This is a genomic window from Ruminococcus flavefaciens ND2009 (assembly GCF_000621785.1).
Lineage (GTDB): Bacteria > Bacillota > Clostridia > Oscillospirales > Ruminococcaceae > Ruminococcus > Ruminococcus flavefaciens_C.
The window spans coordinates 1-23,382 of sequence record NZ_JHXI01000018.1 but is presented as its reverse complement, the minus strand read 5'-3'; the positions used below and the strand labels follow the sequence as shown (position 1 = coordinate 23,382).

General features: G+C 49.8%; 24 protein-coding genes, 4 tRNA genes and 1 rRNA gene. 24 read left to right on the top strand and 5 right to left on the bottom strand.

What is annotated here, in order from left to right; all coding sequences use genetic code 11:
• Positions 1-6: 6 nt before the first annotated feature.
• The 8 genes from T488_RS0105855 (at position 7) to T488_RS0105820 (ending at position 8,172) form a co-directional block, all read left to right on the top strand.
• The gene (locus tag T488_RS0105855) at positions 7-957 is read left to right on the top strand and encodes a DHH family phosphoesterase (protein ID WP_028519988.1); all 951 of its coding nucleotides are present in this window, start codon (positions 7-9) and stop codon (positions 955-957) included.
• The gene (gene truB, locus T488_RS0105850; protein ID WP_028519987.1) at positions 957-1,850 is read left to right on the top strand and encodes a tRNA pseudouridine(55) synthase TruB; all 894 of its coding nucleotides are present in this window, start codon (positions 957-959) and stop codon (positions 1,848-1,850) included. Before T488_RS0105855 ends, truB begins: the two co-directional genes overlap by 1 nt.
• Before the next feature lie 4 nt (positions 1,851-1,854).
• Complete coding sequence (gene ribF, locus T488_RS0105845; RefSeq protein ID WP_028519986.1) at positions 1,855-2,733, top strand: riboflavin biosynthesis protein RibF; 879 nt, start codon at positions 1,855-1,857, stop codon at positions 2,731-2,733.
• Positions 2,734-2,843: 110 nt separating this feature from the next.
• The gene (locus tag T488_RS0105840) at positions 2,844-3,971 is read left to right on the top strand and encodes an ABC transporter ATP-binding protein (protein WP_028519985.1); all 1,128 of its coding nucleotides are present in this window, start codon (positions 2,844-2,846) and stop codon (positions 3,969-3,971) included.
• On the top strand, positions 3,971-4,690 hold the full coding sequence (locus T488_RS0105835) for an ABC transporter permease subunit (protein ID WP_028519984.1): 720 nt from the start codon (positions 3,971-3,973) through the stop codon (positions 4,688-4,690). Before T488_RS0105840 ends, T488_RS0105835 begins: the two co-directional genes overlap by 1 nt.
• Positions 4,691-4,719: 29 nt before the next feature.
• Entirely contained in the window at positions 4,720-6,360 is a 1,641-nt protein-coding gene (locus T488_RS0105830) for a GldG family protein (RefSeq protein WP_028519983.1), read from the top strand.
• On the top strand, positions 6,357-7,871 hold the full coding sequence (locus T488_RS0105825; protein ID WP_028519982.1) for a DUF4340 domain-containing protein: 1,515 nt from the start codon (positions 6,357-6,359) through the stop codon (positions 7,869-7,871). Before T488_RS0105830 ends, T488_RS0105825 begins: the two co-directional genes overlap by 4 nt.
• 19 nt (positions 7,872-7,890) lie before the next feature.
• Positions 7,891-8,172 (top strand): hypothetical protein, encoded by a 282-nt coding sequence (locus T488_RS0105820; protein ID WP_028519981.1) that lies wholly within the window; start codon positions 7,891-7,893, stop codon positions 8,170-8,172.
• A 204-nt stretch (positions 8,173-8,376) separates the two neighbouring features.
• Here T488_RS0105820 and T488_RS0105815 read toward each other — a convergent pair whose 3' ends face one another.
• Positions 8,377-10,032, bottom strand: a complete 1,656-nt coding sequence (locus T488_RS0105815; protein WP_028519980.1) for a DAK2 domain-containing protein — start codon at positions 10,030-10,032, stop codon at positions 8,377-8,379.
• A gap of 34 nt (positions 10,033-10,066) precedes the next feature.
• On the bottom strand, positions 10,067-10,426 hold the full coding sequence (locus T488_RS0105810; protein ID WP_028519979.1) for an Asp23/Gls24 family envelope stress response protein: 360 nt from the start codon (positions 10,424-10,426) through the stop codon (positions 10,067-10,069).
• A 353-nt stretch (positions 10,427-10,779) separates the two neighbouring features.
• Between T488_RS0105810 and T488_RS0105805 the strand changes: the two genes are divergently transcribed.
• The 4 genes from T488_RS0105805 to recG all read left to right on the top strand — a co-directional run bounded on the left by T488_RS0105805 (position 10,780) and on the right by recG (position 14,284).
• Positions 10,780-10,998, top strand: a complete 219-nt coding sequence (locus T488_RS0105805) for a DUF4236 domain-containing protein (protein ID WP_028519978.1) — start codon at positions 10,780-10,782, stop codon at positions 10,996-10,998.
• A 9-nt stretch (positions 10,999-11,007) separates the two neighbouring features.
• The gene (locus tag T488_RS0105800) at positions 11,008-11,778 is read left to right on the top strand and encodes a TIGR00282 family metallophosphoesterase (protein WP_028519977.1); all 771 of its coding nucleotides are present in this window, start codon (positions 11,008-11,010) and stop codon (positions 11,776-11,778) included.
• Positions 11,779-11,900: 122 nt separating this feature from the next.
• Complete coding sequence (locus T488_RS0105795) at positions 11,901-12,161, top strand: stage V sporulation protein S (RefSeq protein WP_028519976.1); 261 nt, start codon at positions 11,901-11,903, stop codon at positions 12,159-12,161.
• An 86-nt stretch (positions 12,162-12,247) separates the two neighbouring features.
• Positions 12,248-14,284: an ATP-dependent DNA helicase RecG gene (gene recG / locus T488_RS0105790; RefSeq protein WP_028519975.1), complete on the top strand. Its 2,037-nt coding sequence runs from the start codon at positions 12,248-12,250 to the stop codon at positions 14,282-14,284.
• A gap of 242 nt (positions 14,285-14,526) precedes the next feature.
• Here recG and T488_RS0105785 read toward each other — a convergent pair whose 3' ends face one another.
• From T488_RS0105785 to rsmD, 3 genes are read right to left on the bottom strand one after another with little or no spacing between them, the layout of a single operon-like run.
• Positions 14,527-15,012, bottom strand: coding sequence for a hypothetical protein (locus T488_RS0105785; RefSeq protein ID WP_028519974.1), 486 nt, complete (start codon positions 15,010-15,012; stop codon positions 14,527-14,529).
• A gap of 5 nt (positions 15,013-15,017) precedes the next feature.
• Entirely contained in the window at positions 15,018-15,509 is a 492-nt protein-coding gene (gene coaD, locus T488_RS0105780) for a pantetheine-phosphate adenylyltransferase (protein WP_028519973.1), read from the bottom strand.
• Positions 15,506-16,063: a 16S rRNA (guanine(966)-N(2))-methyltransferase RsmD gene (gene rsmD / locus T488_RS0105775; RefSeq protein WP_028519972.1), complete on the bottom strand. Its 558-nt coding sequence runs from the start codon at positions 16,061-16,063 to the stop codon at positions 15,506-15,508. Before rsmD ends, coaD begins: the two co-directional genes overlap by 4 nt.
• A gap of 356 nt (positions 16,064-16,419) precedes the next feature.
• On the opposite strand from rsmD, the gene T488_RS0105770 reads away from it, so the two are divergent.
• The 12 genes from T488_RS0105770 to T488_RS0105710 form a co-directional block, all read left to right on the top strand.
• Positions 16,420-16,803, top strand: a complete 384-nt coding sequence (locus tag T488_RS0105770; RefSeq protein WP_028519971.1) for a GntR family transcriptional regulator — start codon at positions 16,420-16,422, stop codon at positions 16,801-16,803.
• Complete coding sequence (locus T488_RS0105765) at positions 16,796-17,674, top strand: ABC transporter ATP-binding protein (RefSeq protein WP_028519970.1); 879 nt, start codon at positions 16,796-16,798, stop codon at positions 17,672-17,674. Before T488_RS0105770 ends, T488_RS0105765 begins: the two co-directional genes overlap by 8 nt.
• On the top strand, positions 17,675-18,445 hold the full coding sequence (locus T488_RS0105760) for an ABC transporter permease (RefSeq protein ID WP_028519969.1): 771 nt from the start codon (positions 17,675-17,677) through the stop codon (positions 18,443-18,445).
• On the top strand, positions 18,445-19,179 hold the full coding sequence (locus tag T488_RS0105755; protein WP_028519968.1) for an ABC-2 transporter permease: 735 nt from the start codon (positions 18,445-18,447) through the stop codon (positions 19,177-19,179). The genes T488_RS0105760 and T488_RS0105755 overlap by 1 nt, the downstream gene beginning before the upstream one ends.
• A complete protein-coding gene (locus tag T488_RS17085; protein WP_051536341.1) occupies positions 19,169-20,029 on the top strand; it encodes a CPBP family intramembrane glutamic endopeptidase in 861 nt (286 codons plus the stop codon). Before T488_RS0105755 ends, T488_RS17085 begins: the two co-directional genes overlap by 11 nt.
• Before the next feature lie 187 nt (positions 20,030-20,216).
• Positions 20,217-20,292: transfer RNA gene (locus T488_RS0105745), tRNA-Val, on the top strand.
• A 3-nt stretch (positions 20,293-20,295) separates the two neighbouring features.
• A tRNA-Asp gene (locus T488_RS0105740) sits at positions 20,296-20,372 on the top strand.
• 4 nt (positions 20,373-20,376) lie between these two features.
• Positions 20,377-20,452, top strand: a tRNA-Phe gene (locus tag T488_RS0105735).
• Between the two features lie 30 nt (positions 20,453-20,482).
• Positions 20,483-20,558 (top strand) — tRNA-Gly (locus T488_RS0105730).
• Between the two features lie 231 nt (positions 20,559-20,789).
• Positions 20,790-21,701, top strand: a complete 912-nt coding sequence (locus T488_RS0105725; protein ID WP_028519967.1) for an NYN domain-containing protein — start codon at positions 20,790-20,792, stop codon at positions 21,699-21,701.
• 91 nt (positions 21,702-21,792) lie between these two features.
• Positions 21,793-22,812, top strand: a complete 1,020-nt coding sequence (locus T488_RS0105720; protein ID WP_028519966.1) for a transglutaminase domain-containing protein — start codon at positions 21,793-21,795, stop codon at positions 22,810-22,812.
• Positions 22,813-23,243: 431 nt separating this feature from the next.
• Positions 23,244-23,382 (top strand): 16S ribosomal RNA (locus T488_RS0105710); the annotation flags it as partial.

Here is a 23,382-nt window from a genome sequence, read left to right as displayed (position 1 = left end):
CAGAGTATGTTCATCGGTTTCAGTGAGGCTGAGCTGTTCCTCAGAAACTGCGAGGACGCGGTGATAATCACTCACCGCAACCCCGACGGCGACTGCATAGGAGCAGGCTTCGGTCTGAAGGATATACTTGCTCAGATGGGTATAAGGAGCAGAGTGGTCTGCCACGACGGCTTCCCTGCACGTTACGGATTCCTCACAAGTGAGGGAGCAGGAGAGGACTTTGAGCCAAAGACCATAATCGCTGTTGACATCGCCGACGAGAACCTTATGGGCGACTATAAGGACATCTACGGCGGCAAGGTGCAGCTCTGCATCGACCATCACATTTCAAACAAGAACTACGCGGAGAAAACTCTCCTCCGCGGCGACGCCACTGCTGCCTGTGAGATAATCTATGACCTTGCACAGTACATGGGCGTGAAAATAACAAGGCACTGCGCTATGTGCCTTTATACGGGAATATCCACGGATTCGGGCTGCTTCAAGTACGACTGCACCACTCCCCGTGCTCACGAGATAGCGGCAGAGATGATGCGCAGCTACGATATAAACTTCGCAAGGATAAACCGCTATATGTTCGACGTCAAGTCTATGGGCAGACTGAAGCTTGAGGCTAAGGTCAACGAGCTCATGGAATACTGCCTGGGCGGAAAGCTGGCTATCGCTGCCATTACCCAGGATATGATGAAGGACATGGGAGTTTCTATGGAGGAGCTTGAGGGCTTTGCACCTCTGACCATACAGCTGGAAAACACAGAGGTGGGCATTCTCATGCGCGAGCGCGAGGACGGAGTGTTCAAATGCTCGTTCCGCTCCGCAAACGATGTGAACGTTTCGGCTATATGCCAGCTCATCGGCGGCGGCGGTCACGCAAAGGCAGCAGGCTGCACCATAGACGGTCCCCTTGAGGACGCGAAAAAACAGCTCATCGAAGCTGTTGAAAGGGCGCTGGGCTGATGAACGGTATCCTTTGCGTCAATAAACCGCAGGACTTCACCTCATTTGACGTTGTGGCGAAGCTCCGCGGCATACTACGGATAAAAAGACTGGGACACGGCGGCACTCTCGACCCTATGGCGACGGGAGTACTGCCTGTCTTTGTGGGAACTGCCACAAAGGCGTGTGACATCATGCCCGACAATACCAAGAGCTACCGTGCGGGCTTCCGCCTGGGAGCTGTCTCGGATACTCAGGACGTATGGGGGCAGGTGCAGAACACCTCGGATATGGCGGTCAGTCAGGCGGATATTGAGGCTGTTATCCCGGATTTTACGGGAAGGATAATGCAGCTCCCGCCTATGTATTCGGCTGTTCAGGTGAACGGCAAGCGGCTCTACGACCTGGCAAGACAGGGCGTTGAGGTGGAGCGTCAGCCCCGTGAGATAGAGGTATCATCTCTTGTGCTGGAGATCTATGACAGCAGCAACCGTGAAGGAGTGCTGTCCATTTCCTGCGGCAAGGGCACCTATATAAGAACTATTATCAGCGACATCGGCGACAGACTGGGCTGCGGAGGCATCATGACCTCTCTGGTCAGGACATCGTCGGGAGGCTTCACCCTTGATGACTGCCACACTCTTGAGGAGATACAGCAGGCAAGGGACGAGGACAGGCTTGAGGAGCTCATTCTCCCCATTGAGCGCGTCTTTGAGAAGCTGCCGAAGCTGAGACTGGGCGAGGCTCAGACAAGAATGTACAGAAACGGCGTAAAGCTGGATTTAGAAAGAGTCCGCGGCATAAGGGACGGCATCGGCGAATATGCGGTGTACGGCTCCGACGGGGGCTTTATCGGCACAGCCATTGCGGACCGTGAGAGCGGACTGCTGAGAGTGGGAAAGAATCTGGGGTGACGGCATGGAGAAGAAGTATTCCGCTGTTGCTCTGGGACTTTTCGACGGCGTCCACCTGGGACACAGAGCCGTGCTGAAGGCGGCTTCGGACTGCAAACAGCAGGGAATGACTGCCTGCGCATTTACCTTCCCGTCACGGAGTGCGGCGAAAAAGGGCACCGGCGGCTTCATCTACGGCGACGACGAAAAGGCTGCTATCCTCACCGGGGAGTGCGGCATCGAGCGTATATACTCACCGCCCTTTGCGGATATATGCGGCATGGACGGCGCCGAATTCGCGGAGAGGATACTCCGCGGAGAGCTGAATGCTGCATTCGTGTGCTGCGGCAACGACTTCCGCTTCGGCAAGGGAGCCTCCTGCGGCATTGCTGAGCTGAGAAGCTTCGGCGAAAGATACGGCTTCCGCGTTGAGACCGTTGAGGACGTCCTCTGCGGCGGCGAGAGAGTCTCATCTACCCTTATCCGCAGACTTCTGGCGGAGGGCAGTATCGAAAGGGCGAATACCCTTTTAGGCAGTCCATACACAATTATGAAAACTGTCAGCCGCGGCGCTCAGCTGGGACGCACTATCGGCTTCCCTACGGCAAACCAGCTCTTTGACGAGGGACAGCAGGTCCCGAGATACGGCGTTTACGCCTCAGTAACGCAAATAGACGGGAAGTCATTCCCCTCAATGACAGACATCGGCATGAAGCCCACCGTGAACTACGGGGGAGCTCCCCTTGCCGAGACCTATATACACGGATTTTCGGGAGACCTTTACGGAAGTCCGCTGAGAGTTTCGCTGAAACGGTTCATCCGCCCCGAGATGAAGTTCTCCTCTTTGGAGGAGCTCAGGGAGCAGATACACCGCGATATGGAAGCGGCTCTGAATATATTGTAAAAAATTCGCACTGCTTTCACTTTGTTATCACATACAGGTATTACCATAGTAAAAGCTGTGAATATAAGCGGCTCATGCCGCAACATACGCAATAAGGAGGGTAAAACCCAATGATAGAGGTCAGGAACCTTACTAAGATGTACGGCGACAAGCTTGCCGTAAACAATATCAGCTTCAAGGTCGAAAAAGGCGAGATACTCGGCTTCCTCGGACCTAACGGCGCGGGAAAATCCACCACCATGAATATGCTGACGGGATATATCTCGTCAAGCTCCGGCGCAGTCCTCATAGACGGCACCGATATTCTTGAGGACCCCAAGAAGGCAAAGGCAAATATAGGCTATCTCCCCGAGATACCTCCCCTTTATGTGGATATGACCGTTGATGCCTATCTCAACTTCATGTACGACCTTAAAAAGTGCAAGCTGCCCAGAAAGGCTCACCTCAAGGACGTCTGCAATCTCTGCAAGATACAGGACGTAAGAGGAAGACTTATCAAGAACCTTTCAAAAGGTTACAGACAGAGAGTCGGCATGGCACAGGCTCTTATCAACAATCCCCCTGTGCTCATTCTCGATGAGCCCACAGTTGGTCTCGACCCAAGCCAGATAATCGAGATAAGAAGCCTTATCAAGAAGCTGGGCAAGAGACATACAGTTATCCTTTCATCTCATATCCTTCCCGAGATACAGGCTGTCTGCGACAGGATAATCATTATCAACAGGGGAGAGGTAGCTGCCGACGGTACTGCCGACGAGATAGCAAAGAAGATAACCAATGAGCATAAGATGACTCTTCGTATCGAGGGCCCCGAGCACTCCGCTGACGACAAGCGCGTCATCGCAGAGGCTATCAGGAGCATCAGCGGCGTAAAGTACGTCCGTGCTGACATGGAGCGCGAGAAGGGCATCTACGATTACGACGTTGAGACCGACGGCAAGACAGACGTCCGCCGCGACATCAATAAGCTCTGCGCAGAAAAAGGCTGGAATATCCTTATGCTCCAGCTCTCAGACCTCACCCTCGAGGACATCTTCCTCAAGATCACCATGGGCGAGACACTTGACAGCTCTGCCTCTGAAAAGGGCGGCAAGTCAAAGAAGCCCAGGATCGAGATAAAGCGTTCTGCAAACGGCAAGATCAAAGCCGTTCAGGAGGACGATGACAAGGAAGATGACGGAGACGGCGACAGCATCGTTTCCGATGACAGCGAAGACAATAACGGAGGTGAGGAATAATGCTGGCTATCTACAGGCGCGAAATGGGCGCATTCTTTACATCGGGCGTGGCATACGTATTTCTTGCTGTGTTCTGGCTCGTATCGGGTATATTCTTCTATAACGGAGTTGTGGGCAATGCCACCACTGATACCTCGGCACTTTTCAGCTCAATGTTCTATATCGTTCTGTTCCTTATACCCGTTCTCACAATGAAGCTCCTCAGCGAGGAGAAGAAGAACAGGACCGACCAGGGACTCCTCACAGCTCCCATAAGTCTGTGGGACATCGTTCTCGGCAAGTATTTCGCAGCTCTTACACTGTTCATCATTGCCGAGTCTGTAGTGTTCATCTACGCTTTCATTCTCAATTACCTGGGCGACGTGGTCTGGACGCCTCTCATAGGCAACTATGTTGCTATGATATTCCTCGGCGCCGCTTTCATCGCTGTGGGACTGTTCGTATCTTCACTGACCGAGAGCCAGATGGCTTCTGCGGTAGTGAGCCTTGTACTTCTTTTTGTCATCTACCTCTCGGAGGTCATGGTCTCCAACTTCCAGAACGGCGGCAAGTTTAAGAAGGCAATATACTTCGTGGTATCAAAGCTTGCGTTCTATTCAAGATACGTTGAGTTCACAAGGGGAGTATTCAGCCTTCCCAGCATCGTTTTCTTCATCAGTGCAGCCTTCCTCTTCAACTTCTTCACCGTCAAGGTGCTTGAGAAGAGACGCTGGAGCTGATCTAACAGGAAAGGAAGGTTTTGATACAGATGAGTAAAAAAGAGATCGACAGCAAAAAGGTCGAAGAGACCGTTAAAGAAAAAGTCGATGAAGTAACAGCTGTTGAGGCTGATCCCGTGAAGGATCCCGACAAGCACAGAAAGCTCAAGTACGGCACAATGTTCTATATAATCATTGCTCTTGTGATCGCTGTGGTCGTTATCCTCAACATCATGGTGAACATCTTCGCAAAGCGTTCACCCATCAAGATAGATATTACCCCCGACAACAGATATGAGCTCACCGATGAGTCCATAAATGCCGTAAAGGCTCTGGACAAGGACGTTGACATCGTTGTCACCAGCGAAAGAGATTATTTCGAGGCTCTGGGCAACTACAGAGAGAGCTTTTTTGCCGCTAACTACGGCGTACCCGCAGAGGTGCCCTATGAGCTGATCCCCGAGCTCCTGGACAAGTATTCCGTATACGCTCAGCAGGGCAAGGGCAGCATAAACGTAAAATACGTTGACCTTGACAAGGACCCCGATGCCATTGCAAAGTACAGTAAGAACTACAACGGCGATATTCTCCGCGGAAATATAGTTATTGCTTCCGGCGACAGAGTAAGAGTCCTGGACGAGACTGATGTCATGAATATGCTCACACCCGACCAGGTAGCTATGCAGAGCCAGCAGCTCAAGTTCGTATTCACAGGCGAGAGCACTATCACCTCTGCTATCACAAGCGTTACAGATGCTCACCCCGTAAAGGTGGCATTCGTTAAGACCATGAACAACCTTGCTGTTTACGATGAGCAGGGCTACGGCGGCTATGCCGAGTCCTTCGAGAAGGAGCTCCTTACAAAGAACGGCTATGACTGCACCGATATTGACATCGCTCAGGACGAGATAAGCCCCGAGGATTACGATATGGTAGTTCTCCTTGCTCCCTCCGTTGACTTTACTGAGGATATAATCAAGAAGTTCAGCGACTTCCTCTACAACGGCGGAAAGTATGACAGGAGCATGATCTACGCTCCCGATGTCTCAAAGACCAATCTCCCCAATATCGACGAGTTCCTCGCCGACTGGAGCATCAAGGTTGAGAATAACATCATTCTCGATGAGACAAATGCTGTTGGCAACAGCCCCTCAAACATCATCGTTTCCGTAAGCGACAGCGAGGCTGTGGGAGAGCTCCCCAATGACAGACTTCCCATCATCTCTCAGTATACAAGAGAGCTCACACCTATAACCAAGAACAATGAGGCTATCGTAAAGGAAGTGCTCAAGTCATCAGCTGAGTCATATTCAGCAGACATCACATCTGATGAGCCCGAATACGGTGAAAAGGGTGAGAGAGTCGCTGCTATCCTTTCTCAGAAGCAGCATTCGGAGGACTTTGCGGTGTATACCAGCAGTATTCTCGTACTTGGTTCACCTGCAATGGCTAACTCCACTTTATTACAGCAGACAGCGTCGGTAAACAACGCAAGTGTACTCCTTGGCATCGTCAACAACATGACAGGCAAGGAGAAGGGCGTTGTCATCGCCGATAAAAATCTCCAGAGTTCATTTATAGCTCCCACTGCATCTCAGCTCAAGAAGATATATGTGACAGTAGTATGGATCATACCCTTCATCATTGCTGCTGTGGGCGTAATAGTACTGTTAAGGAGACGAAATAAATGAAAAAACAGGCTAAGGGCATTATCGCTCTCAGCGCCCTTCTCGCGGCGATGCTGGGCGGCGGATATGCCTATATGAAGCTTACTCCCGAGGAGGGAGGCGGAGAAGGCAGCAGCTCAACACTGCTGCTGGCTACCGAGGCTGAGGGACAGGGAACTGTCCTCGTCAGCGATAACGGTGAAAAGGGCGTCGTAAAGGAGGCTATCGTCAAAAATGCCGACGATGAGCTGAAGATAGTGATGAAGGACGCTCCCGATGAAAACGGCGTCGGCGCTACCTATACTCTCAAGGACTATAAGGACCTGGATGTGAATACCTCCGTTGTGGGTACTCTCATCAACAACGGCAACGGCATACAGGCTCAGAGCCTTATCGCCCGTGACTGCACAGACCTGGGAAAATACGGTCTTGCACAGCCCGCGACTGAGGTGGAATTCACCTACGAATCGGGCAATAAGGTAAAGTTCTATGTGGGCGATGTCACTCCCTCAAAGGATACGGTCTACTTCCGCGTGGAGGGCAGCAACGACGTCTATACGGTAAATCAGTCCACAGTTGCCAACTACTCAAAGACCAACAAGGAGCTCATAGAGAAAACTGTGCTGGCAAAGCCCTCTGACGAGGAATATCCCATAATCAACAGCCTCAGGATAGAGCGCAGCGACATGGACAGCGATATACTCCTTGAGTATGACAAGTCCGCCGAGGACGGCAAATCAGGCGGCACATCAGCTACACATATCATGGTCGAGCCTGTGGAGAGCTACCTCACCGTAGAGAAATCCACAGACATCACAAACGGTATGTTCGGCCTCAAGGCTTCGGACATATACGCTCTCCACTGCACAGAGGCGGACATCGCCGAGGCAGGTCTCAGCGACCCCTTCTGCAAGGTGACCATGGACTGCGATGACGGCAGCAGCTATGTGCTGCTCCTCAGCGAGATTTTCACCGACGAGAGCGGCAGCAAGTGCAGCTACGGTATGCTTGAGGGCGGAAAGGTAATATACATCATCTCCGCTGACAGTGCAAAGTGGCTGACAGTTCAGCCTATCGACATATGTTCGAGACTGCTGATAACCAACTATGTATGGAACATCACCGACCTGTCCGTTAGCGGCGGCGGAGTCAAGTATGACTTCAACATCTCAATGAAGGAGGACGCTGAGGACCCCGAGTCTCCCACAGCTTCCGACTTTGTGGTAAGAAAGAACGGCGATGTTTTCGATACAGAGCGCTACAGACTTTTCTATTCCTTCCTGGTAAGCACTAACGGTGAGGAGTTTGCTCTTGGCGTTCCTGTTCCCGAGGGAGAGCCTGCGGCTTCCATAAAGATAAAGGATTCCTATTCGGGAAAGACCACCACCTTCGATTTCTATGACGATTCGTTAATGCGTTCACTCATCGTTGTAAACGGCGAGAGCAAGTATTACTGCACTAAGTCTTATGTGAACACCCTCATAGATAATATAAAGAGAATAGACACAGGAGAGGACTATATCAAAACCTGGTAATATCCCAAGGAGGTAAATAATGAGCGAGAAATTCAACACATACAAGGGCTACCCTCTGGTAAGAAACGGCAACCAGATATATTACGGTTATATGTCAGATCCCTTTGTTATCTTCATTCAGATACTTGAGACAAAGGAGGAGAACGGCGAGCAGGTCACCTCAAAGGTGAGAGTTGTCCAGATGGACACCAACGAGCCGAATCCTCTGAAGGCTTTTGTCAAGAACGCCGAGAGAGAGTGCGGTCTCTATGAGGCACTTGATATTGCCAGCGTATGGCTGGAAAAGGCTCTCAAGAGCTAAAAATGAAAAAAGTCCCCCGGAACGTAGCAATATCGTTTCGGGGGATTTTTTAGTTGAGAGTTGAGAGTTGCGGTGTCGCCTTCGGCGACATTATTGAAATAAAGTGAGCGAAGCGAACACTTTAACTCTCAACTCTCAACTTTCCACTCTCAACTCTGATAAAAAATCCCCGAAGCATTTTTGAACTGCTTCGGGGAATGTTTTTTATTCTACCGAGATGATGTAGTAGTACACGGGCTGTCCGCCGTTTACCAGCATTACCTCTATCTTGTCGCTGAGCTTGGACTGTATGAACTTCCGGAGCTCCTCTGCGTTCTCCTCGGGCACATCTGCGCCGTGGATAAGAGTTACATAGCTCACATCGCCCTTTGCCAGCTTCTTGACCAGCTTGTATGTAGCCTTGTTGATGTCGCGCTCTGTGAACGAGAGCTTGCCGTTGTCAAGAGCGAGTATCTCGCCCTCCTTTATCTGGTGACCCTCAAACTCGGAGTCTCTTGCGGCAAAGGTGATAAGTCCCGTTGAGACCTTCTCGAATGCCTTTGTCATGTCGATGCGGTTCTCGTTGAGGCTGTGTGTATCGTCAAATGCCAGCATAGCAGCTATACCCTGGGGGATAGTCCTGGTCTGGAGCACGCATACCTTTCTGTCGGTAAGCTTTACAGCCTGCTCGGCTGCCATGATGATGTTCTTGTTATTGGGAAGCACGAATACTGTATTAGCGGGAGTTTTCAGTATTGCGCGGAGAATATCGTCGGTGGAGGGGTTCATGGTCTGACCGCCCTTTACCACAACATCTGCGCCCAGGTCTGTGAACATAGCCTCAAGACCGTGACCTGCGGCAACTGCCACAAATCCGAACTCCTTCTCGGGCTCTGCGGGAGTAAGTCCCTCCTCGGCAGCTCTTGCGTCCTTGACCTTGTTTTCGTGCTGGATACGCATATTCTCTATCTTGGGACGGGGATCGTTGATGAAGTGACCGAACTCAAGTCCCTTCTGGAGGGCATTTCCGGGGTTATCGGTGTGAACGTGTACCTTGATTATCTTCTCATCATCAACTACCACTACGCAGTCGCCGATGGTCTCAAGATAGGCGCGGAGCTTGGATACGTCGGGACAGTTATCGTCCTTTTCCAGCATGAACTCCGTACAGTAGGTGAAGGTGATGTCGTCGTCATACTCGCTTACAGCTGTTCTGAATGAGTCATTCTGGTTCTCCTGGGGAGCGGGAGCCTCATCGGGCTCGGCAATGGCACCGCCTGCGAAGACATCAGTCATAGCGCGGAAGATTATGCACAGACCCTTGCCGCCTGCGTCAACTACTCCTGCCTTTTTAAGCTGGGGGAGCATTTCCGTTGTTTTGGCGAGAACAGCCTCAGCCTCGGTGCATATCTCCTGCCAGAAGGTGACCTCGTCGTTGGTCTCAAGGGCGATCTCCCTTGCCTTCTGTGCAGCAGCCTTGACTACGGTGAGGATAGTTCCCTCAACAGGTTTCATGACAGCCTTGTATGCAGCCTCTACGCCGAACTGCAGCGCATCTGCGAAGTTCTCGCAGCCTGCCTCTGTGCAGCCTGAGAGTCCCTTTGAAAATCCTCTGAATATAAGGGAAAGAATAACGCCTGAGTTTCCTCTTGCGCCTCTCAGGAAAGCCGAAGCCGCCGTGGAAGCCACCTCGGATACGGGAGCCTTGTCGTCCAGTCTTTTCAGCTCGGCAACGGAATTGCCGATGGTCATGGACATATTCGTTCCTGTATCGCCGTCGGGAACGGGGTAAACATTGAGCTCGTCGACCTCACGTTTCCTGTTGGCTATGGTGATGGCAGCGGAGATAACAGCGTCTCTGAGCAATGAACCGTTTATCACAGTAAAGTCCTCCAATTCTATATACCTGTACGCCTTATGCGTTCATATCGTCAACGAAAACGTTGACCTTGTGTACATCTATTCCTGCAGCTTCCTCGACAGCGAAGCTGACCTTGTGGGTGATGCTGCTTACAGCGGCAGTGATGTTGGTGCCGTATGTGACCTTGATATGCAGGTCGATAACGAGACCGCCCTCCTTATCGGTGCGGATCATCACGCCCTTGTTCTTTCTGAAGGCTTTTCCCGCTGTGAGAGCGGAAACTGCTGAACGGAAGGTGCTTACGCTGCAAACATCGGCAACGCCGAAGCAGTCTGTGACAGCGTGTTTTACCAGCTCAGTGAGGTAATTCTCAGAGATAGTGATCTTTCCGATATGATTTTCAAAGCCTACCATAGGTCATCACTCCTTTTGTAAAATGGGCTGCGGTGCATAAAAATGACCGCTATCTTAATAATTATATCACAAATGATAGCGATTTACAATACCTATATTAAAGAATATTGTGAAAAAATGTTCATCAGCCGTGGAAAATCCCGTAATTGTATTGATTATCCCGGCGGTTTATGCTATAATGAATGAGAATAATTACAGTTGAGAGTTGAAAGTTGAAAGTGGAGAGTTGCGGAGTCGCCTGCGGCGACATTATGAAATAAAGTTAGCGAAGCGAACACATTAACTCTCAACTTTCAACTCAGAATTCTGAACTTCTCTGCTCCTTTGCAGAGCGCTAAAAAGGAGGTCTTACCATGGGATTCCATTTCAGAAAGAGCTTTAAGATAGGCAAGCTTTTCAAATTCAACAAGAACAAGAAGGGCGGCAGTATTTCCGTTGAAGGTCCCAAGATAGCAGGAAAAAAGGTGAAATTCACAGTAAATGACAAGAAAAAGGCTACAGTAAGCCTCCAGGGCACAGGCATCTCCTATGACACCGACCTGGGCGGCAAGAAGAAAACAGGCAAAAAATAACGGAGGAATATGAAAAAACTTCTTTTTATCGGCGATGTTGTGGGCAAGGCGGGCTGCGAGTTCCTCACAGCCAAGCTTGGCGGCATCAAGCGTCAGTACGGAATAGACATCACAATAGTAAACGGAGAAAATTCGGCTCAGGGCAACGGTATTACAGCTGCGTCTGCGGATATGCTTGTGAGAGCGGGAGCCGACATCATCACTACCGGAAATCACGCCTTCAGACGCAGGGAGTACCTTGACATATTCGAGGAGGACTATATCGTCCGCCCTGCAAATTACCCCGAGGGAGGCTGCGTGGGAAGCGGCATCAGGATACTGGACGCAGGTCCCTATTCTGTGGCGGTCGTAAATCTTATGGGCACCGTCTATATGGAACCTCTGGACAACCCCTTCACCAAGATAGAACAGCTCCTTGAGGATATAGATACTCCCAATATCTTTGTGGACTTCCACGCGGAGGCTACCTCCGAGAAAAAGGCTATGGGACACTTCCTCACGGGAAAGGTCACGGGTGTTTTCGGCACCCATACCCACGTCCAGACCGCAGATGAATGTATATTGGGCGGCCATACTGCATATATTACCGATGTGGGAATGGTGGGGCCCGAGCTTTCCTGCCTCGGAGTTGAGATAGGTCCCACGGTGGAAATGTTCCGCTATCGTATGCCTGTCCGCTTCAATACGGCAGAGGGCGATTGCTTCCTTTGTGGAACAATAGTTGAATTTAATGAAAAAGAGGGCAAATCGCACAAAATCGAGAGATTAATTATAAGATAGTCTACAAAGTTTGTATCAGGTACTTGCAATTTTTTAACTTATATTGTATAATACAATTGTACAATAGCCTAAGAGATTTGGCAGTCAACGTACAATTATTTCTAACAGGAGGGTTATTTGTCATGGAAATTCTGAAAGTATCATCACATTCATCACCGAATTCTGTTGCCGGAGCAATTGCCGGCGTGATCAGAGAGCAGAAGGCTGTTGAGGTACAGGCAGTCGGTGCAGGTGCAGCTAATCAGGCGATAAAAGCGATCGCCATAGCAAGGGGATATCTGGCACCTATTGGAATCGACCTTATCTGTATTCCTGCTTTCGCTAACATCACTATCGACGGTGAAGAGAGAACCGCTATCAAGCTTATCTGTGAGCAGAGATAATCGGTAAAAAACCATTGGGCGGACTGTTGTCCGCCCTTTTTTATGCTTTCGGAAATGAGCGGGAGCCGCTCATAAAGGAGAACTATATGCCAACTACACTTTTCAGCGATATAGAATACCTCAAGGGCGTGGGAAAGGCGCGGGGCGAAAAGTACCGCAAGCTTGGGATAAACTCGCCCTTTGAGCTGATATACCATATACCAAGAAGCTATCTGGATTTCCGCACCCATGTGCCTGTGGCGCAGGCTGTGCTCAATGAGTATAACGTGCTGAAGCTGACCGTGTTCCGCAAGATGCCGCCTCAGCGCATAAAGGGCGGACTTGTCATATGCAAGGCTGCCGCTACCGACGGCACCGATGATATACTCATCGTGGTGTACAACAACGTCTACTACTTCCAGGCGCTGAAGGAGGGCGAGACCTACTATATGTACGGCAAGGTCGCAGGAAACTTCCTGCGCAAGGAGATAAGCTCTCCCGTGTACATCAGGGCGGACGAGCAGGTGCTGATACAGCCCATCTATCCCCTGACACAGGGGCTTTCCGTGAATATGGTCCGAACCAATATGCGACAGGCTCTGGAGATAATGCGCCGTGAGCCCTTCGAGACCCTTTCTGCGGACATACTGAAAAAATACGACCTTGCTCCCCTTATGTGGGCGCTGGAGAATATACACTTCCCCGAGAGCGAGCTGGCTTCCGAGACCGCAAGGCGGAGACTTGCCTTTGACGAGCTGCTGAAGCTCCAGATAGGAATGTCCGTCATGAAGTCACGAAGCCGCAGGAATACTGCCTTTCGCATGGATCCCGCGGTAGATGTGGGAGAGTTCACAAGGGGGCTGCCCTTTGAGCTTACGGATGACCAGCAGAAGGCTGTGGAGGACATAGTCGGCGACCTTTGCCGCGATGTGCCTATGAACAGGCTTTTGCAGGGCGATGTGGGAAGCGGAAAGACCGCCGTTGCTGCCGCAGCCTGCTTCTTTGCGGCGAAAAACGGCATACAGTCCGCGCTCATGGCTCCCACGGAGATACTTGCCACCCAGCACTTCCGCACCCTCAGCGGCTTTCTTGAGCCCTTCGGCGTTAAGGTCTGCCTGCTGACAGGCTCCATGACCGCAAAGAAAAAAGCTGCCGTCCGCGATGAGATAGCAGCAGGAGAGATAGATGTGGTTGTGGGCACCCACGCCATTATCCAGAAGGACGTGGAGTACAAGGCGCTGGGACTGGTCATCACCGACGAGCAGCACCGCTTCGGCGTTGCACAGAGAGCAGCCCTTGCGGAAAAGGGGGACGCTCCCCACAAGCTGGTAATGTCGGCGACTCCCATACCGAGAACGCTGGCACTCATTATATACGGAGACCTTGATATATCGGCGATAACTCAGCTTCCCAAGGGCAGGAAGCCCATAAAGACCTACGCTGTAACGGGAAAGCTGCGCAGCAGAGCCTTCGGCTTCGTCAGGGAGCGCCTTGACGAGGGGCGTCAGGCTTATGTGGTCTGCCCCATGATAGAGGAGAGCGAGAGCGAGCTCTTTGCCGTCAAGACCTACGCGGAGAACGCTGCTAAGAACGACCTGAAGGGCTATACCACGGCGCTGCTCCACGGAAAAATGAGGGCTGCCGAAAAGGACAAGACCATGAAGCTTTTCCGCGACGGTGAGATACAGGTGCTTATCTGCACCACCGTTGTTGAGGTAGGCGTGGACGTACCAAATGCGGCTGTAATGGTCATAGAGAATGCGGAGCGCTTCGGACTTTCCCAGCTCCATCAGCTCCGCGGACGAGTGGGCAGAGGCAGCTTTGAGAGCAGCTGCATACTCATAACGGACAACACCACCGAGGACTGCGTGAAGCGAATGAAGATAATGTCCTCAACCTCTGACGGATTCAAGATCTCCGAGGAGGACCTGAAAATGCGCGGTCCCGGAGACTTCTTCGGCAGCGCACAGCACGGACTTCCGCCGCTTAAAATAGCGGATATTGCCTGCAATATGGAGCTGATGAACCGTGCACAGAGCTGCGCAAGGGAGCTCCTTGCCGACGATCCCCTTCTTGAAAAGCCGCAGAATAAAGCGCTGAAAATGGACGTTATGCGCCTGTTCAGCAAGGACATAATAGGATAAACGCGATTTGAGTGAATAGTGATTAGTGAATAGTGAATAGTTGAGGTGTCGCCTGCGGCGACAATATTTAAATATTGTGAGCGAAGCGAACACATTAACTAATCACTAACCACTATGCACTAATCACTTTTAGCGCTTGCGCAAAATTATGATTTACTTTATATAAACACAATGCCCCTGAGCGCTTAAAATGCTCAGGGGCAAAATTCTGCATGATATAACGGCTGTGATCGCCGTTTTTATTACATAATGTCGTTCTTCTTGTCGCTTGAAGCGTTTGAGATAGTGCTGCCGATCTTGCCCTTTACCACCTTGATGCTCTGGAGATTTCTTGAGTAGTAATTCTCGGTGTCATTGAGCATCTTTGCAACTGAAGCCGCAGCGTTCTGCTGGAGGTTCTTTGCTGCTGTCTGAGCCTTTGTGAGCATATCCAGAGCCTTCTTCTTAGCCTCTGTAACGATAGCCTCTCTTGAAACTATCTGAGCGGCACGCTCCTCAGCCTTGCGGATGATGGATTCTGCGTTGAGCTTAGCCTCGTTGAGGATACGCTGACAGTCAAATTCTATCTTCTTAGCCTCCTTGAGTTCGTGAGGCATATTCAGACGGACGTCGTTGATGAGCTCTCTCATTCTCTCGCCGTCGATGACCTTCTTATGGGATACAAAGGGAACTGAGGACGCCTTGTCAAGAAGTTCGTCCATTTCTTCTAAAATCTCATCAATGCTCATAGTAATTACCTCTCCTTAATAAGTCTTTGTTTTATATCATCAAGTATTTCATTGGGAACGAAATGAGTTATGTCGCCGCCGAAATAAGCTATCTGCTTTACCAGGCTGGAGCTGAGATACATATTCTCCGTTGCTGTGGTCAGAAAGACCGTTTCCGCTCCTGCATAAAGCTTCTTGTTTGCCAGAGCCATCTGGAATTCATACTCAAAGTCGCTGACAGCTCTCAGACCCTTTACAATGGCGACAGCCCCCACGTTCCTGACGTAGTCCGCAAGGAGCCCGTCAAGGATATCTATTACAACATTGTCAAGGTCACGGGTGACCTGTTCTATCATAAGCATACGTTCCGTAGCCGTGAAGCTTGGCTGTGCCTTGCCTGCGTTTCTGGATATGAGGACTATCACCTTGTCAAAGAGCTTTGAGGCTCGTGTGATGATGTCCAGATGTCCGAGGGTAACAGGGTCGAAGCTTCCGGGGCAAACGGCTATTCTTCTCATTCGTCAGCCACCTCCTCGGATGGTTTGCAGAAGATCGAGACATTTATCTTGCCGTAGCGGTAGGTCTTTCTCAGTCTCATACCCTCGGGAGCCGCAGGCTCATCCGCCTCTGTCTCATATTCGCATATGATGATACCGCCGTCCCTGAGCTTTTTAGCTGCGAAGGGGAGGATATTTGCGATATGGTTATATCGGTAGGGCGGGTCGAGGATAATGATGTCGAAGGTCTGGGAGGTGAGCTTTATATAGTCATAGCTGTCGCGGTTTATCACCTCTGACTGACGCTCAAAGCCTGTGTTCCTCAGATTTTCGTTGACACATCTTATGGAACGGAGCGAGCTGTCTATGAACACGGCGCGCTCTGCGCCTCTGCTCAGTGCTTCTATGCCCATCTGACCGCTTCCTGCGAAGAGGTCGAGGACTCTTGCCCCCTCCAGTTCAAACTGAACGGCTGAAAAGATGCCTTCCTTTACCTTGTCGGCAGTAGGTCTGACATCCAGACCCTCGGGCGCCACAAGTTTGCGGCCTCTTGCAATGCCTGTGATTACTCTCATGTTTTAGTGCTCCGAAGCCGCAGACGAAACTGCGGTTTCCGCATTTACGGCATACGGATGCCGAATTATATATACATCTTATTATATATTATTTTTCGGGACTTGTCTATATTATTTCTTAAAAATAGGCGATTTTGACTAAAAAACGTTGTTTTCTTTTGTCTATCATATACACAGTTGTTAGTGGTCAGTGCATAGTGCTTGGTATTTCGGGTTAAGCAGATAACTATGCACTAAGCACTAAAAACTAATAACTTAAAATTTCTTTTGCAATTTTTCAAAAAGGTCTTGACAAGTGTATATACAGATGTTATAATGTGTATAATGTATATATACAATCATGCATGAGGTGAAATATGGATATTATTATCAGCAACTCATCGGGTGAGCCTATCTATCAGCAGATATCCTCTCAGATAAAGGCTCTTATCCTGAACGGTACGCTGAAAGCGGGGGACGCCCTGCCTTCCATGCGTACTCTTGCTCAGCAGCTCCGCATAAGCGTCATTACTACAAAGCGCGCCTATGAGGACCTTGAAAGAGACGGCTTCATCGAGTCCTATACGGGCAAGGGAAGCTTCGTAAAGGGGCAGAATACCGAGCTTTTGCGCGAGGAGTACCTGCGCCAGACCGAAGCCCTCCTTACTCAGGTCTGCGACAAAGCCCGTCAGTGCGAGCTCAGCCTTGATGAACTCAAGGAGATGCTCGAACTAATTTACGGAGGGGCAGAAAATGAATGATTATGAAAATGCTGTCGAGATAAAGGGGCTTACCAAGCGGTATGACGGCTTTACTCTCGATAACGTCAGCTTTGACGTGCCCAAGGGCAGCATTATGGGCTTTATCGGTCAGAACGGTGCAGGAAAGACCACGACCATAAACGCCCTGCTCAATATAGTAAAGAAGGACGAGGGCGAGATAAAGCTCCTCGGACTGGACAGCGTAAAGGACGAGTTTGAGGTGAAATCGCAGATAGCTGCGGTATTCGACGAGCTCCCCTTTGACGACAGACTCAATGCAAACGACATAAACAAAATACTCCGCGAGGTGTTTGAACAGTGGAGCAGCGAGACCTTTTTCGGCTATCTTGACCGTTTTTCACTGCCGAGAAAGAAGAAGTTCGGCAAGTTCTCAAAGGGCATGAAGATGAAGCTCCAGATAGCTTCCGCACTGTCTCACAATGCAAAGCTCCTTATAATGGACGAGGCTACGACAGGTCTTGACCCCGTTGTCAGGAACGAGATACTGGATATCTTCCTTGAATATCTCCAGAATGAGGAGCACACTATCCTCATGTCCTCACATATCACCTCAGACCTTGACAAGGTGGCGGATAGCGTTACCTTTATCGACAAGGGAAAGCTGCTCATAAGCGGCTACAAGGACGATATACTGGACAGCCACGGCGTGCTAAAATGCACCAAGAGCGATTACAAGGAAATAGCCCCCGAGGACATAATCAGCGCCCGTCTTTCGGACTTCGGCGCCGAAGTCATGGTGGCTGACAGGGCTGAGTGCAGCCGCAAGTATTCGGGAGCCGTTATCGATCCCGCTACACTCGAGGAGATAATGATCTACTACGTCAACCGCAGCAAAAAGGAGTGGAGATGAATGAAAGGTCTTATCTATCGTGAGTTTTATCTCAGCCGCAAGCCTTTTATAATGATGCTCCTGGTGTATGTGATCTTTGTGGGTATGCTCTCACTGGTCTTCATAAGTACCTATGCGGGAAATCTCGCAGGGACAGAAGGCGTTGAAGAAATGCGGAGCTCCATGTATTCGCAGATGTACATTTATGCAGGACTTATCGCTATAGTAGGCACTGTATACGGTCATAACGACATCATAGAAAAGGACTATCAGTCTCACTGGCAGCTCTATTCATATACTATTCCAATAAGCGAAAAGAAAGTAGCTGCTTCAAAATTCATTGTACGCGGAACTTTTCTGATTCTGGGTATGGTGCTCGCCTTTCTTGCGGATATTATTTTTTCGGCAGCGGCAAAGCTGCCCATGAGCATGGGACATTTCAAGAATATCTTAATTGCAGGTATGCTCTACGGAGCTGTATGCTTTTTGGATATTCCGAGTATGCTCAGATTCAGGACACAGGCAAAAAATGCAGCCATAGGTCTGGCTATTGCGGCGCCTTTGTTTGCGGCTTTGGGTTACGGCACATTTAAGGTGATAAAGTTCGGCTATGCAGAGGCGAAAAGGCTCTATCCCGATCTGGAAGGCGATGCGGGAATGAGGAAGGTGCTCATGCCATATATTGTGAAGTACCGCGATATGGCTGTGTGGATAGCTCCCATAGTATTTGTTCTTACGGTCCTGCTTATGTATATATGGGCTGTGAAAGAGCTTAAAAGGAGGCGGTACTGATGACAGGTTTCCTTTACAGAGAGCTCAGACTTAGCTGGTACAAAATAATATTGTTCATGTTCGGCATGATGGTCTATCCTGTGTCTATAGCGCTGCTGATGCGGAATTCTCCCGATATGAAGGACATATCGGGCGGTGTCAGTGCCTTGGTTTCGGGAGTCGGCGCAGTTATGGCGTTTCTGATAGGCGGCACATTCGAGGTCACCATGTTCAAGGACGACGAGCGCCGCAAATGGGCGTATTATACAGCTTCTACACCCGACGGCATAAAGAGGCAGATCGGCGCAAAATATATTGTCACCCTGTTTTTTGCTATGGCGACAGTTACAATGCTCACCCTTGTGAACAGCTTTGCCTATGACGGAAATCATGATATAGCCATTGCAACATCACTGTATATGGTGCTGTTTTATGTTCAGCTCTTCATGCGCTCGCTGGAGTATCCTCTTATGGTGCGATTCGGCGGAAAGACAGGCAATGTTGTAAAGATGGTGCTTATTGTTGCCGTGGTCCTTGGCGGCGCTGTATACCTGCTGTTCGGCGATCTTTCGCCCTTTGCCGATATGAGCTCGTTCTGGGACAGACTGTTCGAGAGCCTTGATGATCCCGAAGCTGCCGGAAAAATAGCTCTTGGCACAGGTATAGCGGCTGTGGGGATAACGGTGCTGTACTACCTTTCATACAGACTTTCCGTAAAATGGTATCTGAAAGGAGTTGATCACTATGCAAAGTAAAAAGAAAACTCTGCTCAGAATAGCTCTGTACATCGTACTTGCGTATCTGCCGATGTATGTGCTGGGATTTGCCTTCTCGGACAAGGAGGGCGGTCTCACCAGCGCACTGGCAGGCAACAGCCTCATGCTCTTTCCTGCAATAGCGGTGATAATTACAAGGCTCATAACAAAAGAGGGCTTCAAAGACGCCCTTCTCGGCACAGGCAGAAGAAAAAGCGGCAAATACTACGCTGCTGCTGTGATATTTCCCGTGCTGCTGCCGCTTATAAGCGGACTAATACTCCACCTCTTTATAGTAAAGAGCGGAAGCATAGGGGACAGCGCCTTCTGCGACAATGGTATGCTCACGACCGCTGTGCTGCTGACCACTCCTGCCACGGGACTGGCTATGGCTGCCCACGGCTTTGGCGAGGAACTGGGCTGGCGGGGCTATCTCACTCCCAAGCTCGAGGAGCTCATGCCCACACCGCTGGCAATAGTGGTAACGGGTATTATCTGGGCGCTGTGGCACGGACCTCTCCTTGCATACGGCTATGACTTCGGCAGGGACTACGACTTCTTCCCCTACGGCGGCTTCATAGCAATGATAGTCATGTGCATAGCCCTTTCGGCTTTCCTCACCTGGCTCACCAAGCGCACAGACTCGGTATATCCTGCGGCGCTGTGCCATATGGTGCTTGACCTGACACTCACGTCAGAGCTTTCTCTGTTTGCCATGAAGGCTGACGGAACTCCCTTTGAGTACAGGGTGTCGGAATTCTGGGTGCTTATACTCAGTACCTTCCCCGTAATGATAGTGTGCGGCGCTGTTTGTATTATACTGCTGCGCCAAAAGAGGATAAGTGATTAGTGTAGGGACGCCCATCGGGCGTCCTTTTTTTGTCCGCCGAAAAAATTTTCTGCAAATTCTTACCGAAAAACAGCCGCATACTCCTCATTTGAAAAAAATCTCAAAAAAAATTTCAAAAAATGCTTGACAAACTCATTTTCCTGTGGTATAATTATTTTCGTCGCCAAGGATAAGGCGTCTGTAAAGTGGGGGTTTAGCTCAGCTGGGAGAGCATCTGCCTTACAAGCAGAGGGTCACAGGTTCGAGCCCTGTAGTCCCCACCACATGGCCTCGTAGTTCAGTTGGTTAGAACGCCTGCCTGTCACGCAGGAGGTCGACAGTTCGAATCTGTTCGGGGTCGCCAACACGCTTCTGTAGCTCAGTCGGTAGAGCAGGGGACTGAAAATCCCCGTGTCGTTGGTTCGATTCCGACCGGAAGCACCATATAGAACGCGGAAGCGTTCTATATATAATGCGGATTTAGCTCATCTGGTAGAGCGCCACCTTGCCAAGGTGGAGGTAGCGAGTTCGAGCCTCGTAATCCGCTCCATAGTACTGGGGTAATAACCTTGGTATTACACAAATCCCGAAGCAATAGTTTCGGGATTTTTTATATCCTTATGACTTTTCTGCTGTACCGCTTTTTTGCGGTAAAAAATAACGGTTGTTCTCTTAATTCCGCACAAAGACGGCTCTTTGTCTTTGTGCGGAATTACTATATACAAATTTAAGCATAAATGTTATAATAAAAATGTATCACTATACTACTATGAGGTGAACTATGGAAAAGGAAATGCGCTATGCCGTTCTTATCGATGCGGATAACGTTGCGGCAAAGTATACCAAGTATATCCTGGACGAGGTGTCCAACTACGGTATCGTTACCTATAAGAGAGTTTACGGCGACTGGACCCGCCCCAACCTGGCAGGCTGGAAGAATATGGCTCTGGACAACGCCATAACTCCCGTTCAGCAGTACAGCTACACCACGGGAAAGAACGCCACTGACTCGGCTATGATCATCGACGCCATGGACATTCTCTATTCTCATAATATAGACGGCTTCTGCATAGTGTCCAGCGACAGCGACTTCACCAGACTGGCTATACGCCTGCGTGAGTCGGGTATGCACGTCATCGGCATGGGTGAGCAGAAGACTCCCAAGCCCTTCAGTACAGCCTGCAACGCTTTCAAGTATCTTGAGATACTTGCCGATGAGGAGCTTCAGAATACGGGCGAGAGCGAGAAGGTGGAGCTGAAGGCTCTGGAAACGGCTATAGTCCGCATAATAACCGAGAATGCAAACCTCAGGGACGAGATAAATATCGGCGAGCTGGGAAGCAGACTTCTCAACCGCTACCCCGATTTCGATGTGAGAAACTACGGATATTCCAAGTTTTCACAGTTTCTCAAGGACTTTGACGGCCTCAGCTTCCGTCAGGAGGGGAGCAGCATACTCGTCTCCCAGAAGACCAGCATGACAGACCTGGAACGCATTGAAAAGACTCTTGCAGCCATAATCCGCACCAACGGCAACAAGGGCTATAATCTGGGCGAGCTGAAGAAGCAGCTCTGCGTCAAGATACCCGGCTTTGATGTAAAGACCTACGGCTATTCCAAGTTCAGCAAGTTCGTGGAAAATCTGCCGTCATTCAAAATAAACAACAACACAGTAATGATCTCGGAGAACTGAATTGGGAAAGAAAACAACTGCGCTCTTTCTTTTAGTATTATGTACGGCGTGCCTGATAATAGGAGGAAGGTATATAAAGGGCTCGGGAATTTTGAAAAAGTACCCCGACAAGAGCTATCTCTCAACGGTCGAGGCTGAATACAGACCTGTTTACAGGCAGCTCACCGACAGGGAGAAGACTGTCTATGCGGCACTTTACCGCGGTATCGCCGATCATAAGGAGAAGATACCGCTGCCCTGCGAACTGAACGGCGATGAGTATTCCAGGATATACTGTATACTTGAAAAACAGGAGAGCCGTTTTTTTTACCTTGATTCCGTGTACTATACTGCGGACAAGGTCAGGGACGCGAAGGTGGTCTACCGCAAGATCTACGACCTTGACCGAATGAAGAAAGAGCTTGACGACGCCGTTGATGAAGCTGTCAGAGGCGCCGCAGGACTTGCGGGCGATGAATACAAGGTCCGCTATATAAATGATTATATAGTAAAAAAGTGCAGCTACGTCACTGGCGGCGATGAGACCTTTGCATCCACTGCCTATGGCTGCCTTGTTGAGGGAAAAGCCAACTGTGAGGGCTATGCAAAGGCATTCAGCCTCCTTGCAAACGAGCTGGAGCTGGAGAGCGTGGTCATTACAGGCACCACCGACGAGGGCGAAAATCACGCCTGGAATCAGGTGAAGGTGGCGGCAGACTGGTACAATATCGATGTAACATGGGCTGATACCGATGTATCCGGCGAAATGAGACAGATGTACTATCTCTGCTCTGACAGCGGATTCATGAGGACGCATTTTGCCGATACCTCGCTTTTTACGCCCTATGAATGCAAAAAAGATGACCGCAATTACTATGTCAGCAGCGGTCTTTACGCAAGAACTATAGACGAAGCGGAGGATATAGTCCGCCGCGAGCTGAAAAACGGAAATGACACCATCGAGATACGCTTTGCTACCCCCTCGGTGTATGAGGAGTTCAGAAACGACTTCATTGATGAGGAAAATATCTTTACTCTGATCAATGAGACGGGCTACGAGTATGAGGGAGAAATAACCTTATCCCTTAAAGAAAACCGTCCCGAGCTGTGTATGACACTGGCGTTTTCGTAGGAATTGTGTTTTTTTGACACAATTCGATTTGAAATGAGAAGCAAGCTTGTTCAACATTCCGTGTTGACTTTATCGTCTTCTCGTGCTATAATAATTAAGTCGCCTCGGGGGGACGCAAACAGTAAGTCTGCTGGCGCAGCGTGGGAGCGTAGCCGAGAAGAGGGAGACGAAAAAATCACAGAAAAAATTTTCAAAAAGGTATTGACAAAGAAAAGGAACTGTGATATAATAGTTAAGCTGTCTCAAAGAGAGATAGCGAAGACAGCATCTTGAAAATTGAACAATGCGAATAAAAAAGTAACGACCCTTGAGATTCCTTTATGAGAATAAAGGGAAGTCAAGAAAAGACTTTAAAAAACACGAAGAGTAATAACGCAAGCGTTATGAATTAGGATCGATATCTAAATCTTGATGGATTTAAATATACAACTTTAATAAAGAGTTTGATCCTGGCTCAGGACGAACGCTGGCGGCACGCTTAACACATGCAAGTCGAACGGAGATAATTTGAGTTTACTTAGATTATCTTAGTGGCGGACGGGTGAGTAACACGTGAGCAACCTGCCTTTG